Source organism: Streptomyces lavendofoliae, assembly GCF_014649735.1.
Lineage (GTDB): Bacteria > Actinomycetota > Actinomycetes > Streptomycetales > Streptomycetaceae > Streptomyces > Streptomyces lavendofoliae.
Genome location: NZ_BMTP01000036.1, coordinates 1 through 15029 on the forward strand (window position 1 = coordinate 1; position 15029 = coordinate 15029).

The 15029-nt window shown below is 73.3% G+C and carries 13 protein-coding genes; 9 read left to right on the forward strand and 4 right to left on the reverse strand.

Annotated features, from left to right (window positions below; all coding sequences use genetic code 11):
- Positions 1-264: 264 nt before the first annotated feature.
- The 5 genes from IE109_RS32190 to IE109_RS32210 all read left to right on the forward strand — a co-directional run bounded on the left by IE109_RS32190 (position 265) and on the right by IE109_RS32210 (position 5404).
- Positions 265-1584, forward strand: coding sequence for an extracellular solute-binding protein (locus tag IE109_RS32190; protein WP_189554902.1), 1320 nt, complete (start codon positions 265-267; stop codon positions 1582-1584).
- Between the two features lie 14 nt (positions 1585-1598).
- Entirely contained in the window at positions 1599-2597 is a 999-nt protein-coding gene (locus IE109_RS32195) for a carbohydrate ABC transporter permease (protein ID WP_189554911.1), read from the forward strand.
- 28 nt (positions 2598-2625) lie between these two features.
- The gene (locus IE109_RS32200; protein ID WP_189554912.1) at positions 2626-3465 is read left to right on the forward strand and encodes a carbohydrate ABC transporter permease; all 840 of its coding nucleotides are present in this window, start codon (positions 2626-2628) and stop codon (positions 3463-3465) included.
- A 119-nt stretch (positions 3466-3584) separates the two neighbouring features.
- On the forward strand, positions 3585-4943 hold the full coding sequence (locus IE109_RS32205) for a GH1 family beta-glucosidase (protein WP_189554903.1): 1359 nt from the start codon (positions 3585-3587) through the stop codon (positions 4941-4943).
- A gap of 74 nt (positions 4944-5017) precedes the next feature.
- On the forward strand, positions 5018-5404 hold the full coding sequence (locus IE109_RS32210; protein ID WP_189554904.1) for a VOC family protein: 387 nt from the start codon (positions 5018-5020) through the stop codon (positions 5402-5404).
- A gap of 50 nt (positions 5405-5454) precedes the next feature.
- Here the strand turns inward: IE109_RS32210 and IE109_RS32215 are convergent, their stop codons facing one another.
- Positions 5455-8664: an amidohydrolase family protein gene (locus IE109_RS32215; protein WP_189554913.1), complete on the reverse strand. Its 3210-nt coding sequence runs from the start codon at positions 8662-8664 to the stop codon at positions 5455-5457.
- Between the two features lie 310 nt (positions 8665-8974).
- On the opposite strand from IE109_RS32215, the gene IE109_RS32220 reads away from it, so the two are divergent.
- Complete coding sequence (locus tag IE109_RS32220; RefSeq protein ID WP_189554905.1) at positions 8975-9670, forward strand: ribonuclease H family protein; 696 nt, start codon at positions 8975-8977, stop codon at positions 9668-9670.
- An 86-nt stretch (positions 9671-9756) separates the two neighbouring features.
- Here the strand turns inward: IE109_RS32220 and IE109_RS32225 are convergent, their stop codons facing one another.
- Positions 9757-11052, reverse strand: coding sequence for an acyl-CoA dehydrogenase family protein (locus IE109_RS32225; RefSeq protein WP_189554906.1), 1296 nt, complete (start codon positions 11050-11052; stop codon positions 9757-9759).
- 381 nt (positions 11053-11433) lie between these two features.
- The gene (locus tag IE109_RS32230; protein WP_189554907.1) at positions 11434-11892 is read right to left on the reverse strand and encodes an RrF2 family transcriptional regulator; all 459 of its coding nucleotides are present in this window, start codon (positions 11890-11892) and stop codon (positions 11434-11436) included.
- Between the two features lie 140 nt (positions 11893-12032).
- Between IE109_RS32230 and IE109_RS32235 the strand changes: the two genes are divergently transcribed.
- Genes IE109_RS32235 through IE109_RS32245 form a run of 3 tightly spaced genes read left to right on the forward strand, consistent with a single transcriptional unit; the run spans position 12033 to position 14583 of the window.
- A complete protein-coding gene (locus IE109_RS32235) occupies positions 12033-12320 on the forward strand; it encodes a polyprenyl synthetase (protein WP_373297812.1) in 288 nt (95 codons plus the stop codon).
- The gene (locus tag IE109_RS32240) at positions 12313-13365 is read left to right on the forward strand and encodes a polyprenyl synthetase family protein (RefSeq protein ID WP_189554908.1); all 1053 of its coding nucleotides are present in this window, start codon (positions 12313-12315) and stop codon (positions 13363-13365) included. The genes IE109_RS32235 and IE109_RS32240 overlap by 8 nt, the downstream gene beginning before the upstream one ends.
- A gap of 57 nt (positions 13366-13422) precedes the next feature.
- Complete coding sequence (locus IE109_RS32245) at positions 13423-14583, forward strand: oxygenase MpaB family protein (RefSeq protein ID WP_189554909.1); 1161 nt, start codon at positions 13423-13425, stop codon at positions 14581-14583.
- A gap of 20 nt (positions 14584-14603) precedes the next feature.
- Here IE109_RS32245 and IE109_RS32250 read toward each other — a convergent pair whose 3' ends face one another.
- The gene (locus IE109_RS32250) at positions 14604-14786 is read right to left on the reverse strand and encodes a hypothetical protein (RefSeq protein WP_189554910.1); all 183 of its coding nucleotides are present in this window, start codon (positions 14784-14786) and stop codon (positions 14604-14606) included.
- Between the last annotated feature and the right edge of the window lie 243 nt (positions 14787-15029).

The following is a 15029-nucleotide window of genomic DNA, read 5'->3' on the forward strand; positions in this document are numbered from 1 at the left end:
AATACAACCGTTGCAACACGGCGGTGCGATTCTCCCGCCGCAGGTCACGCACCGTCCGGCCGCTGCGCACTCTCACGGGCATCCTCTTCCCTCGGTCCTGGCTCGCAACATACCCCTGCGGCACCTCTTGACGCGACCTTCGCTTGAGGTTTAACTCACATCCTAAATTAAGCCGAGAGGTACTTCAGGGGTCGAACGCGGGGACGTCGCCAACCCTCTGACTCATCGGCTTCCACCCCTCCCCTGAAAGGGACACGAGGAGCCATGCGCAGAATCAGAGCCGCGGCCGTCGGCGCCGTCACCCTCTCCCTCGTCCTCTCCGCCGCCGCGTGCGGCGGCGGCTCCGCGTCCGGTGGATCCGGCGACAACTCCCGGCCCAAGAGCCTCACCTACTGGGCCTCCAACCAGGGCGCCAACATCGAGGTGGACAAGAAGGTCCTCCAGCCCGAACTCGACAAGTTCGAGAAGAGGACCGGCATCAAGGTGAAGCTGGAGGTCGTGCCCTGGTCGGACCTGCTGAACCGGATCCTCACCGCGACCACCTCCGGACAGGGCCCCGACGTCCTCAACATCGGCAACACCTGGAGCGCCTCCCTCCAGTCCAGCGGCGCACTGCTGCCCTGGGACGAGAAGAACTTCCGGAAGATCGGCGGCAAGGACCGCTTCGTCGAGTCCGCGCTCGGCTCCACCGGCGTCGAGGGCCAGGACCCCGCGGCCGTGCCGCTCTACTCCATGGCGTACGCGCTCTACTACAACAAGAAGATGTTCGCCGAGGCGGGCATACAGAAGCCGCCGGCCACCTGGGACGAACTCGTCGCCACCGGCAAGAAGCTCACCCGCAACGGCAAGGCCGGCATCGGTGTCGAGGGCTCCAACCTCTCCAACAACATCCACCAGGTCTTCGTCCTCGGCAAGCAGCACGGCGCCGACTTCTTCACCCCCGACGGCAAGGCCGACTTCACCTCCGACGGTGCCGTCGCCGCCGTCAAGCAGTACATCGACCTGATGGCCCAGCACAAGATCGTGGCCAAGGGCAACGCCGAGTACGCCCAGAACCAGTCCCTGAGCGACTTCGCCAAGGACAGGACCGCGATGGTGCTGTGGCAGACCGCGGCCACCACCTTCAAGGCCCAGGGCATGGACGACTCCGAATGGGGCGTCGTACCGGCACCCGTGCGGTCCGGCAAGCCCGGCCGGGGGACCGCCGTCAACTCCATGGTCGCCGGCATCAACCTGGCCGTCTTCAAGAACACCAAGAACATCGACGGCGCCATGCAGTTCGTCGAGTTCATGACCGGCGACGAGGAGCAGAAGATCCTCAACAAGGCCTATGGCTCCATCCCGCCGGTCACCTCCGCACAGGCCGACCCCGCGTTCAACACCCCCGCGCTCGCCCCCCTCCGGGAGACCCTCGCGACCAGCGCCGCGGCCCTGCCGCAGGTGCCGGAGGAGTCGCAGTTCGAGACCGTCGTGGGCACCGCCGTCAAGGAACTGTTCGCCGACGCGGCCGCCGGCCGCCCGGTGACCACCGGATCGGTCAGGGCCAAGCTCGAAAAGGCCCAGCAGCAGATGCCCAGGAAGTGAGCCCCGACGCCACCATGACCACCACCGCCATCGAGAAGCCCGGCGGGCCGACCGCGCTGCGGCACGACCCCGGGGCGGTGCGCGGCCCGCGCCGCCGTCCCGGGCGGCTCCGGACCCTGGGCCTGCCCTACCTGCTGCTCCTCCCCGCCCTGGTCCTGGAGCTCCTGGTCCACCTGGTGCCGATGCTCATCGGCATCGTCATGAGCTTCAAGGAGCTCACCCAGTTCTTCATCCGCGACTGGGGGACCGCCCCCTGGGCCGGACTCGACAACTACGCCGTCTCGGTCGACTTCCACGCCCCCGTGGGCGAGGCACTGCTGAACTCCTTCCTCACCACGTGCCTGTTCACCCTCCTGTCCGTGGGCCTGTGCTGGCTGATCGGCACCGCCGCCGCCGTCTTCATGCAGGAGACGTTCCGCGGCCGGGGCGTCCTGCGCGCCCTGTTCCTGGTCCCGTACGCACTGCCGGTTTACGCCGCCGTCATCACCTGGGCCTTCATGTTCCAGCGGGACAACGGGCTGATCAACCACGTCCTGCACGACCAGCTCGGCCTCACCGACAGCCCGCCCTTCTGGCTGATCGGCGAGAACAGCTTCGTCACCCTGCTCGTCGTCTCCGTATGGAAGGGCTGGCCCTTCGCCTTCCTCATCGTCATGGCCGGCCTGCAGAACATCCCCCGCGAGATCTACGAAGCCGCCGCCCTCGACGGAGCCGGGGTGTGGCAGCAGATCCGCCGCATCACCCTGCCGTCCCTGCGGCCGGTCAACCAGGTCCTCGTCCTCGTCCTGTTCCTGTGGACCTTCAACGACTTCAACACCCCCTTCGTGCTCTTCGGCAGGGCCGCGCCCGAAGCGGCCGACCTCGTCTCCCTGCACATCTACCAGTCGTCGTTCCAGACCTGGAACTTCGGCACCGGCTCGGCGATGTCCGTCCTGCTGCTCCTCTTCCTGCTCGTCGTCACGGGCGTCTACCTGACGGTCACCTCCCGGGGAAGGAAGTCCGCCGATGCCTAGCCACAGCCGTCCGGCACCCCGCTCGCCCATGGCCGCCCCGCGCTCCTTCCTCTGGAGCCGCGCGGTCTTCCTGACCCTCCTCACCGGCTTCGTCCTGCTCCCGGTGTACGTGATGGTCTCCAGCTCCCTCAAACCGCTCGCGGACGTCTCGGGGAAGTTCCAGTGGATCCCCTCGGAACTGACCCTCACGCCGTACCGGGACATCTGGAAGACGGTCCCCCTGGCCGACTACTTCGTGAACTCCCTGGTCGTGGCAGGCTCCGCCACCGTGTGCTCGGTGGTCATCGCCGTCTTCGCGGCCTACGCCGTCAGCCGCTACGCCTTCCGCGGCAAGCGGGTCTTCACGGTCACGGTGCTGTCCACCCAGATGTTCCCCGGCATCCTCTTCCTGCTGCCGCTGTTCCTCATCTACGTCAACATCGGCAACGCCACCGGCATCGCGCTCTTCGGGTCGCGCGGCGGACTGATCCTCACCTACATGACCTTCTCCCTGCCGTTCTCGATCTGGATGCTCATCGGATACTTCGACTCGGTGCCCCGCGACCTGGACGAGGCGGCCAAGGTCGACGGATGCGGCCCGCTCGGCGCGCTGTTCCGGGTCATCGTGCCCGCCGCCGTACCCGGCATCGTCGCCGTGGCCGTCTACGCGTTCATGACCGCCTGGGGCGAGGTCCTCTTCGCCTCCGTGATGACGAACGACACCACCCGCACCCTCGCCGTCGGCCTCCAGGGCTACGCCGGCCAGAACGACGTGTACTGGAACCAGGTCATGGCCGCCTCGCTCGTGGTGAGCGTCCCCGTCGTCGCCGGCTTCCTGCTCCTCCAGCGCTACCTCGTCACCGGCCTCACCGCGGGCGCCGTCAAATAGCCGCACGCGCCCCGGCGTCCGGCCCGCCGTACCCACCCGTACACCCGGCGCCGCGGCCTCCACCGCTTACGCGATCACCACCGCTCCCACGCCCCCACCGCTTCTCCGAGAGGGTTCCCGTGTCCGATCCGATCGACCTCGCCGCCTTCCCCCGCGACTTCGCCTGGGGGACCGCCACGTCCGCCTACCAGATCGAGGGTGCCGTCGCCGAGGACGGCCGAGGCCCGTCCATCTGGGACACCTTCTCCCACACCCCGGGCAAGGTGGACAACGGCGACCACGGCGACGTGGCCTGCGACCACTACCACCGGTGGCCCGAGGACATCGCCCTGATGCGGTCCCTCGGCACCGACACCTACCGCATGTCGGTCGCCTGGCCGCGGATCGTGCCCGACGGCGACGGACCGGTGAACGCCGCCGGACTCGACTTCTACGACCGGCTCGTCGACGGCCTCCTCGACGCGGGGATCACCCCCTCCGTCACCCTCTACCACTGGGACCTCCCCCAGGCCCTCCAGGACCGCGGCGGCTGGACCGCGCGCGAGACCGCCGAACACCTCGCCGCCTACGCCTCCGTCGTGGCCGGGCGGCTCGGCGACCGCGTCACCCGGTGGGCCACCCTCAACGAGCCGCTGTGCTCCGGCTGGATCGGCCACCTGGAGGGCCGCATGGCCCCCGGCCTGACCGACCTCACCGCCGCCGTCCGCGCCTCCTACCACCTCCTGCTCGCCCACGGGCTCGCCACCGGCGCGGTCCGCGCCGCCGCACCGGGCGCCCAGGTCGGGCTCGTCACCAACCACTCCACCGTCGAGCCCGCGTCCACCGCCCCGGAGGACCTCGCCGCCGCCGTACGGATGGACGGGCACACCAACCGCTGGTGGCTGGACCCGGTGTACGGCCGGGGCTTCCCCGCCGACATGCGCGAGCTCTACGGCGTGGAGCTGCCCGAACGCCCCGGCGACCTCGACACGATCGCCGCCCCGCTCGACTGGCACGGCCTCAACTACTACTTCCCGGCCACCGTCACCGACGACCCGGAAGGCCCCGTCCCGCACGCCCGCGAGGTCCGCCTGCCCGGCGTGCCCCGCACCGGCATGGACTGGCAGATCGACGCCGGCGGCATCGAGGCCCTCCTGATGCGTCTCACCGACGACTACGGCGTGCGCAAGCTGTACGTCACCGAGAACGGATCCGCCTTCCCGGACACCGTCGGCCCCGACGGAACGGTCGACGACCCCGAGCGGACCCGCTACCTGGAGCAGCACCTGGCCGCCTGCGCCCGCGCCATCCGCAAGGGCGCCCCGCTCGCCGGGTACTACGCCTGGTCGCTCCTGGACAACTTCGAGTGGGCCTACGGCTACGACAAGCGCTTCGGCCTCGTCCACGTCGACTACGCGACCCAGACCCGCACCATCAAGTCCAGCGGCCACCGGTACGCCGGCATCATCCGCGCCCACCGCCACGCCACCACCGGCTGATCCACCCGCCCGTGCGGCGCCGTCCGCCCCGGGTACCGTGGCGGCGACGGACGAACAGCGGAGGGGGTGGCCCCGTGCGGGTCAAGGATTTCGATCATGTGGTGCTCAACGTGGAGGACGTCGAGCGGGCCCTGGACTTCTACTGCGGGCCCCTCGGCCTGGAGCCGGTGCGGGTCGGGGAATGGCGGGCGGGCAAAGTGCCCTTCCCGTCCGTGCGGGTCAGCCCCACGACGATCATCGATCTGCTGGCCCGGCCGCGGGGTGAGTCCAACGTGGACCACATCTGCCTGGTCGTTGACCCGGTGGACTGGCAGGAGGTCGTCGCCTCGGGCACGTTCGACGTGCTGGAGGGGCCGGTCAGCCGCTTCGGCGCACGCGGCACCGCCCAGTCGCTCTACGTGAAGGACCCCGACGGCAACACCGTCGAGCTGCGCTGGTACCCGCAGGACGCCGAGGGCTGACCGCTCCGGCCGCCGCCCCGCCCTCCTCCGGCAGGCGGGGCGGCGGCCGGTCAGCCGTGGTCCGGGCCGGGCGAGCAGCAGCCGTCCCGGCGCATCAGCCGGCCCACCTCCAGCCAGTCCCGCCCGCCCCGCCCCGACCGGTCCCCGCCCTCCCGGCCGGCGGACGCGGTCGCGCGGAAGGCCCCGCCGAGGGCTGCCCGCTCGTGCGCGACCCCTCCCTTGAGCACCGCGACCGTACGGACCAGCGCGTCGAAGTCCGTGAACGGGTCGCCGTCCACCACCGTCAGGTCCGCGACCTTGCCCACCTCCACGGTGCCGAGCTCACCGTCCGCGCCGAACGCCCGCGCCGGGAGCACCGTCGCCGTCCGCAGCGCCTCCGCCGGCGACATGCCGCCGAAGTGCAGCGCCCGCAGGTTCAGGTGCAGGGACAGTCCCACCGGGACGATCGGCGCGTCCGTGCCCAGCGCCACCAGACCGCCCGACGCCAGGACGTCCCGGTACACCTCGATCTCCGTGCGCAGCGCCTCCAGGTGCGCGTCGCCCGGCGGCTGCGCCGCCATCTGCCGCACCAGGGCGGCGTCCCACGGCGGCATGATCGACTCGACCCGTTCGTCGCGCGCCAGATCCGGATCGGCCCCCAGCAGCCACATCGCCGTGAACGGTGTGGCGATCAGGGTGAAACCGGCACCCGGCGCGGTGTACAGCTCGCGCACGTCCTGGTAGGCCCGGCCGGCGGCGGTCACCGCGTGCCCTGCCTCCGCCCGCTGGGTGGCCTGGAGGTGCGTGGTCATGTCCTGCCCGGTCTGAAGTCCGGGCGAGCAGAAGTGACTGCCCACCCGCGCCCCGAGCCGCTCGTGCGCGAACCGCGCCGCCTCCTCCATCACCCAGTCAGGGGCCCTGACGTACGTCTTGACCACGTCCCAGTCGAGCGCCGCCCCCCGCTCCAGCGACCGGCGCAGCCCCTCACGCGTGCGGTGGGCCCGGCCCATGCTGTACGCCACCCGGGCGCCGTCCAGCAGTTCACCGCAGCTCAGCAGCCGGGGCCCGGCCAGCTGCCCCGCCTCGACCGCCTCCCGGACACGGGCCTGCTCATGGGCGAACCCGCCGAGCGACACGGCGGTCGTGATCCCGTACGCCAGCTGGCACACCGTCTGCCGGCCGCCGTACGTGTACTGCCAGGGGTGGGTGTGCGCGTCCCACAGCCCGGGAAGCACCGTCCGGTCCGAGGCGTCGATCCGCCGCACCGCCGGCCGGTGCCGGCCCGCCCGGTGCGGTTCGACGGCCGCGACGCGCCCGCCGCGCACGACGACGTCGACGTCCTCGCGGACCGACGCCTCGTCCCCGGTGCCGGCCCAGAACCGCCCGGCCCGGACGACGGTGTCGGCGGGGGCGGTCCGCCGGTAGTCCAGCGGTACGCGCACGGTACGCGGGCGTTCCCCGTCCACACCGGCCAGCCGCAGCCGGGTGCCGGACTGGTACAGCAGCGTGCGGGAGTCCCCCGACCAGGAGGGGGTGTCGGCGGGCTCCCCGGAGAGCTGACGCAGGGGCCCCGCCGGCCGGCCGTCCGCCGTCACCGGCAGCAGGCACAGGGCCGACTCCACGATCAGCGCCATCCAGCGGCCGTCCGGCGACCACACCGGCCCGGAGCCGTAACGGTCGGAGACCGAGGTGTGCGGGGCCACGGCGTGCGGCCGGGCGGCGCCGGACACGGCGTCCACGATCCGGATGAGGTTGTAGCCCTCGCGGAAGCGCTGGTTGAGCCGGTTGCGGTCGCATAGGGCGAGGAACCGCCCGTCCGGGGACCAGCTGGGCCGGCCGGGCAGCCCGCCGCCGCCCAGCGGCGCCGCGAGCACCCGCTCGGTGCCCGTCGACAGGTCCTTGACCACGAGACGGCCCGTCAGGTCCAGGCAGGCGAGCCGCCCGCCGTCGGGGGACAGGGCCGGATGGACCCGCCCGCCGGTCGCCAGCGCCGTGCGCCCGCCGGTGGCGAGGTCGTGGCGGTACACCCCGAGCAGGCCGTCGCTGTCGTCGGCGTACACCAGCGACTTCCCGTCGGGCGCCCACACCGGGCCGAGGAGGTAGCGCGTCGCGTCCGCCCGCACCAGCCGGCGCGGCGGCCGGCCGTCCGTCGTGCCGGCCAGCCACAGGGAGTTCAGCGCGGCGAAGGCGAGCCGGCGTCCGTCGGGCGCCAGCGACGGCAGGTGCACGCCCCGCACCGGCCGCGTCCGGCCGCCCTCGAGGTCGTACGCCTTGGGCCGGTGACGCGGCCTGCGCACCGGCAGGGTCCCCTCGAACGGGATCCGCTCCATCGCGCCGGGCTCGTCCGGGCGCACGAGGGTGAACCCGCCGTCGACGGTGAGCAGCAGCTCGCCCCCCGCCGTCCAGCGCGGCGGTACGGGCGCGACGTCCCCGGGGACCGGCACCGGCTCGCCGTCCACCACGAGGGTGCACGCGCCGTGCGGCGCCGGGGTCACCCGCAGGTAGGCCAGCCGCCGTCCGTCAGGTGACGGCGCGGGGGCCATCACCTGCGCGGCGGCAGCCGAGGTGTGCTCGGGGCGCACCGGACCGCCGCCGTCGGCCGGCGCGGAGACGATGGTCCGGGCGTCGAGGGCCGTCCCCGACGAGCCGGCCGTCACGGCCGCCCGGACGAACAGGATCCGCTTCCCGTCCGGCGTCCACGCCGGGTCGAAGTCCTCCCAAGGGCCGTCCTGGAGGGGGCCCTGCTGACCGGGCGGACCGCTGACGGCGGTGAGGGCGCCGGTACGCAGGTCGAGCACGTGGATGCGGTAGGGGGCGCCGGTCACCGGGTCGCCGCCGCGTTCGGAGGCGAACGCGATCCGGGTGCCGTCGGGGGACCAGGCGGGCCCCCGGTCGTCCCAGGGCCCGTCGGTGCGCCGCCGCAGGTCCGAGCCGTCGGGCCGCACGGTCCAGATGTGGAACCCGCCGCCCCGGTAGGCGCAGAAGGCGATCAGCGCGCCGTCGGGCGAGTGGACGGGCCGGTTGGGCTCCAGCCCGGCCGGGGTGAGCGCGACGGCCCGGCCGCCCGCGCGCGGCAACGACCACAGGACGTGCTGGACTTCGGCGATGAGCCGGTCGCCGGAAGGGGCGATGTCGGCCGCCCCGTTCGTCGCGGCCGTGAAGCGCAGGGACACGATCCGGTCCCGGGCCGCCGCGGCCGGGCCGGCGGCCGGCGCGAGCAGCACGGCCCCCGCCGCGGACCCGGCACCCGTCAGGAACCGGCGGCGCGACAGCGGGGACACGGGCGGCGGCGTACCGGCCGGGAGGGTGTCGCCGGGTCCGGCCGGTGCCGCGGCGGCCGGCGCCGTACCCGCCGCCCCGCTGGTCCTGGGCGTCTTCCGGTCCGTTCCTTCGGCGTCCAACTGTCCTCCCTCGTCGGAAGTGCGGCCCGCCCGGTTCCGGCCGCAGCGCGGAAGCCGGCACGGCGCTCATGATTTCGCACCCGGGTCCCGGGCCGGGCGAGGACACCACATCCGGCCGGTCCTCGTCCGGAAACGTTCCCCGCGTGGTCCCCCGGCCGGCCCCCGCCGGACCGTAGGGCATGATCGGGGGATGTCCGATCGCATCATCGCCGCCTGTGACGGGGCGGCCAAGGGAAACCCCGGCCCGGCCGGCTGGGCGTGGGTCGTCGCCGACGCCGAGGGCCGCCCCGAACGCTGGGAGTCGGGGCCGCTGGGCCGGTCCACCAACAACGTCGGTGAACTCACCGCACTGCTCCGTTTGTTGGAGGCGGTCGACCCCGGCGCCCCGCTCGAGGTGCGCATGGACTCCCAGTACGCCATGAAGGCCGTGACCCAGTGGCTGCCGAACTGGAAGCGCAACGGCTGGCGGACGGCGGCCGGCAAGCCCGTCGCGAACCAGGAACTCGTCCAGGGCATCGACGCCCTGCTGGCGGACCGGGACGTCGAGTTCCGGTACGTGCCCGCCCACCGCGTGGACGGCGACCCGCTGAACGCCATCGCCGACCAGGCCGCGAGCGACGCGGCGGTCACCCAGCGGCCCGCCGGCACCGCGCTCGGCGACACCGAGGTGCCGGAGCCCGCCCCGGAGCGCAGCGCCCCGGCGCGGCCCCGGAAGCGGCCGGCCACCCGCGCCGCCGCGCCGGGAGCGGCGCCGCGCACCATCAAGGCGAAGTTCCGCGGCACCTGTCCCTGCGGCCGTACGTACGCCGCGGGCGAGCCGATCGCCAAGCTCGGCACCCGGTGGGGCCACCCGGCCTGCCACGGCGCGACGCCCGCCGCGGACTGATCTCTCCGCCCCGGCCGCCCGCGGCGCCGCCGGCCCGCACCCGCGCCGCGGAGCGGCCGGCCGGACGCTCCGGCGCGGGGCGGGTCTCAGCGGCTCACCGCCGCCAGGCGGTGGGTGCCGTTGAGGTAGTGCTCGCCGATGTCGCGCAGCCGGTGGGCCGTGGGCCGGTGGGCCGTCAGCACCCGGGCGTTGCGCCAGAACCGGTCCAGGCCGGGAGCGTCGGCCAGTTCCAGCACCCGGGTGGTGATGTGCAGGGCGGCCCTGGCCGTGACGGTCTCGGCCGTCGCCACCAGGGCGGCGACGTCGGCGGGCTCGTCCACGTCGAGGTGCGGCCCGGCCTCCAGGGCCCGCGCCATGGTCTCCGTGGCCCGTTCGACCACGACCGCGGCGGTCTGGGCCGCGGACGCCAGCTCCCCGTACGCGAGCAGGAGGTCCGGGTCCTTTGCGGGCAGCCGGTCGTGCGCCCCCGGGCCGGCGGTGCCGGGGAGGCGGGGCGGCATGACGCTCCTGCTGGTGTCGCGGGCCTCCGCGAGGGCGCCCTCGGCGATGCCCAGGCCCACGTGGCACAGGGAGAGCCGGAGCGCGGGATCGGCGAGCGCGGTGAAGGGCGCGGTCGACTCCGCGTCGTACGGCCGGGGCCCGAGCACCTGCGCGGGTGCGACGGTCACCCGGTCGAAGGCGACGGTGCCCGCGCCGGCGAGCCGCTGGCCGAGACGGTCCCGCGCGGGCTCGACGAACACCCCGGGCCGGCCGGGCCGCACCCGTACGACCAGGAGGTCACCGGTCACGGCGCAGACGGCGTCCACCACGAACTGGTCGGCGACGGTCACGGCCGTGTCGACCGGCAGGCGCCCGTTGAGCAGGTATCCGGAGTCGAGCGGGGTCAGGGTGAGGCCGGGGCCGGAGCCGTCGGGGGCGGGGGAGTGCACGCCGCCCGCCCACAGCCATTGCCGGCGCGCGGTGTCCCGCTCCAGGGTGGTGGCGCGGTGGGCGGTGCCGTAGAAGCGTCCGTTCCAGGTGTGGGCGTAGTGGCGGGCGAGTAATTCGCCGACGGAACTGTCCGCGGTGGCGATCTCCCGCACGATCGCGCAGCCGGTCCGCCAGTCGACGCCGTACGCGCCGCCCGGTGGCACCAGGGCGGTCAGGAGTCCGGCCTCGCGCAGCCGGGCGGTCTCGTCGGCGGGCGGCAGGCCGGCCCGGTCGCGCGGGACGGCGTCGGCGGCGAGGTCGTCGGCGACCTCCCGGGCGGTGCGGAGCAGCGCGGCGTGTCCGCCGTCGTGGTGGCCGGCCGGCTGAGGGCCGGTGCCGGTGTGGAGTCGGGTGTCGGTGACCGGGCCGGTGGGGGTGGCGCTGGCGGTCGCCGTCGCGGGCGTCGCGGGCATCGTGGGCATCGCGGACGTCACCGGCGGGCGGGGGCGGCCGTGTGGTGCCGGGCGGCCCGTGAGGCGCGGGTGCCGTGGGGGGTGGCGATGGTCATGTGAGGAGCTCCAGATGTCGTGAGGGACGCCGGTCGATGACGGATTGCCGAGTTCACGAGGGCCGGTCGCGGGACAGGAGGGTCGGAAAAAGGCCGGGAAGGTCAGGGCCATGACACCCGGGCATTCCGACGCGTCCGTCCGGCGTCCGCTCCGTTCCCTCTTTCCCTACTGTTTTGGTAGGGATACTGGTCCGGGGAAGCCCGGGTCGGCAAGAGGATGCCCACATGGTGGTCAACTCGGTCTCGGGCTACGAGAAACCGCAGCCCAGCGGGGTCGCTTCCCGTCTCAGGGATTGGACCAGGCGGCCGGATCCTCCGTCAGCGAGTGGGCCATCTCCGGGAGATGGCCGGACGCCACGTCCGCCAGCGAGACGCCCTCCAGGATGCGCCGGACGTTCGCCCGCAGCGCGATCCACAACGGCAGCAGCGGCTCCGCGGGCCCGCTGTACGACAACTCCGGCGGCCGTACGCCCCGCACCGACACCAGGGGGCCGTCCACCGCGCGTACGACGTCGGCCACGCTGATCTCCGCCGAGGGGCGGGCCAGCCGGTAGCCGCCGTTGACCCCCCGCTGACTGACCACCAGGCCACCGCGCCGCATGTCGTTCAGGATGCCTTCGAGGAACTTGTGCGGGATCTCCTGCGCCTCCGCGATGGCCTCCGCCTTCAAGGGCCCGTTCCGCTCGCCGGCGGCGAGCACCAGTGCGGCGCGCACCGCGTAGTCAGCCCTGGCCGAGATCCGCATGAGGGCATTATCCCGCAGCCGGCGGTGCACACCTATCCACCGGTTCACTCGATGGTTGATCTTCATGTACCCGCCGGTGCCGCTCCGTCACGCTGTCGTAGTCGAGGACACAGGGACGAGGAACGAGGGACGGGGACACCGTGGTGCACCAGGAGCGGCGGGGCGACGACTCGGCGGGCGGCCGGCTGTTGCAGTTGGCCGCCGGAGCCGCCGATCTGGCCTACGGCGGACTGGCGTCCGTCCTGCGCGACGGCCGGCACCTGCTGGCCCGGGCGGACGTGGCGGAGCTGGCGGCGGAGGGACAGCGGGAACTGCGCGCCCGGGGGCGGCTGGTCCTGGACCGGGTCGCCGCGCCACCCCCGGCGCACCTGGAGGTGCTCGCCCGGCACGCCGCCGCCCGCCGGGCGGCCGGTGACCGCGATGTCTGACGGCGCGGCGCCCGCCACGCTGAAGGACCGCGTCGACGCGCAGGTGCACGCCTTCGTCGAGGACGAGACGGACCGGCTGCTGGCGATCGACGCGGACCTGGCACCCGTCGCCGAACAACTGCGGACCGCCACGGAGCACGGGAAGCGGCTGCGCGCCGCGTTCTGCTACTGGGGCTGGCGCGCCGCCGGGCAGCCCGACAGCGACGCGCTGGTACGGGCCGCCGCCTCCATGGAGCTGGTGCACGCCGCCGCGGTCGTCCACGACGACCTGGTCGACGACAGTCCGCTGCGCCGCGGGAGGCCGACCGCCCACCGTGCCCTGCGGGCCGCCGTGGCGGGCCGGCCCGGGGCGACGGCGGCCGCCCGCTCGCTGGCCATGCTGGTGGGCGACCTGCTGATCTCCTGGGCCGGGCAGATGTTCACCACCTGCGGACTGCCCGCCGCCTACCTGTCGCGGGCGCGCCCGCTGTGGGACGTGCTGGCCCGGGAGCTGGTGGCCGGCGAGTGCCTGGAGATCCTGCGCACCGGCACCGGACCCGACCCGGCCGCCTCCCTGAAGGTCATCCGCTACAAGACCGCCAAGTACACCGTGGAGCACCCCCTGCACATCGGCGGTGCCCTGGCCGGAGCCGCACCGGACGTCCGTGAGGTGTTCACCGACTACGGCCTGCCGCTGGGCGAGGCCTTCCAGCTGCGGGACGACCTCCTCGGCCTGTTCGGGGACACCGAGGACACCGGCAAGGCCGACACGGACGACATCGCCGGCCACCGCCCCACCGCCCTGCTCGCCCTGACGTGGCAGCAGGCCACCAGTGCCGAGCGGCACGAACTGGGCACGCTGCTGGGCCGCCGCGACCTGGGCGGCGACGACGTGGAGCGCGTCCGGGCGATCATGCGGCGCACGGGGGCACCGGCCCGGGTGGAGGACATGATCGGCGAGCGGGTGCGGGCGGCCACCCGCGTCGTGGAACAGGCGCGGCTGCCCGCGGAGGCCGCCCGGTCCCTGACCGGTCTCGCCCGGACCGCCACCGATCGCAGGCACTGACGCCACCGGCGGCCCGCGCACGCCGACCCCACCCGCAACGACGCACGAGGAGCCCCGATGACCCACACCGAGCAGTCCCTGGACGCGCTGCGCCTGGCGGGCGACGAACTGGCCGACGCCACCGTCGCCACGCTGTTCGAACGGGGGGAGGTGGGCAAGTTCAACAGTCTCATGCGCTATGTCTCCACCGTCGGGCAGCCGCTGCCCGAGGGCCTGCCGGAGGTGGCCCGCGCGTACCTGAACGAGACCAGCGGCCCGCCCTCGTGGGTGGACTGGGACGAGATGGAGAGGGCACGGCTGTTCTTCATCGACAACAACGTCCACATCTCCACGGCGCTGTCCTTCGCCTCGATGCCCGCCTGCTACGTGGTGCCGCACGTCGCGAAGCTGCTGTCGGCGACCCACTCGCTGAACTACCCCTCCAAGCGGATGGCGGAGACGGGGCAGTTCACCGTCTACCTCATGCAGCCGGGCGCCTTCGAGGACGGCAGCCGCTTCATCCCCGCCGCCCAGAAGGTGCGCCTTCTGCACGCGTCGATCCGGCACCACCTGCGCCGCGAGGACCGCTGGGACACCGCGACGCTCGGCACGCCGATCTGCCAGGAGGACATGATCGGCGGCCAGATGATGTTCTCGATCCAGGTCCTGGACGCGCTGCACCGCCTGGGTGTCCACATGAGCGTCGAGGGCGCCGAGGCGTACTACTACGCCTGGCGGGTGGTCGGCGCGATGCTCGGCGTCGACCAGGACCACGTCCCACAGGACCTGGAGGCCGCCCGCCGGTTCTCCGACCAGTACATGGTCCGGCACATGGGCCCCAGCGAGGAGGGCGCCCGCCTCACCCGCCAGCTGATCGAGCTCTACGAGGAGGTGGTCCCCGGCACCCTCTTCGATCCGGTCGTCGCCGCTTCTATCCGCTACCTCGTGGGCGACACGTGCGCCGACTGGCTCCAGGTGCCCCGCACCTCGTGGGACACGATCGTGAAGGTCGCGCCCGCGCTGCTGAACGTACTGGAGACGATCGAGGACCGCTCACCGCTGGGTGCCTGGGCACTCGACCGGCTCGGCCATCTGACCACGTTGTTCGAGCTGAGTTCGCTCACCCGCGGGCGGGTGATGCACTACGCCGTCCCGGAGCATCTGAAGAAGGACTTCGGCGTCTCGACCCGGGCGGCCCGCACACGGCGCTGGACCCCGCCGGCCGCCCGGCTGGGCTGAGCGGCCGGCGGGGCACCCGGTCAGGCGCCGACCGTGTCGTCCTCGTCGCCGCCGTCCGGGCCCTCGGCGGAACCGGTGTCGTCGGTGCTGTTCGAGGGGCCGTCCATGGTGGCCGCATGGGCGGTGGGGGGTGCGGGGCTCAGGGCGGCGATGGCCGCTCCGGCGACGAGGGACGCGACGGCGAGCATGCTGCGCTTCTTCATGCCCGGTTCAACTGCGGCCTCCGGCCGACGTCACGACGGCACACCCTTCGAACGTACGTCGCCATCGAGCGCGCCGTGGCGGCGGGGATCGTCGCCCGCACGGGCTGAGGCCCGGGCCGGGCGCCGCGGAGGTATGTTGCCCGTGAGGACATCCGACGAGGGGGCTGGCGACAGTGGGCAATGGCCGGACGGTGCGTGACCTGCGGCGGGAGAATCGCACCGCCGTGTTGCAACGGTTGTATT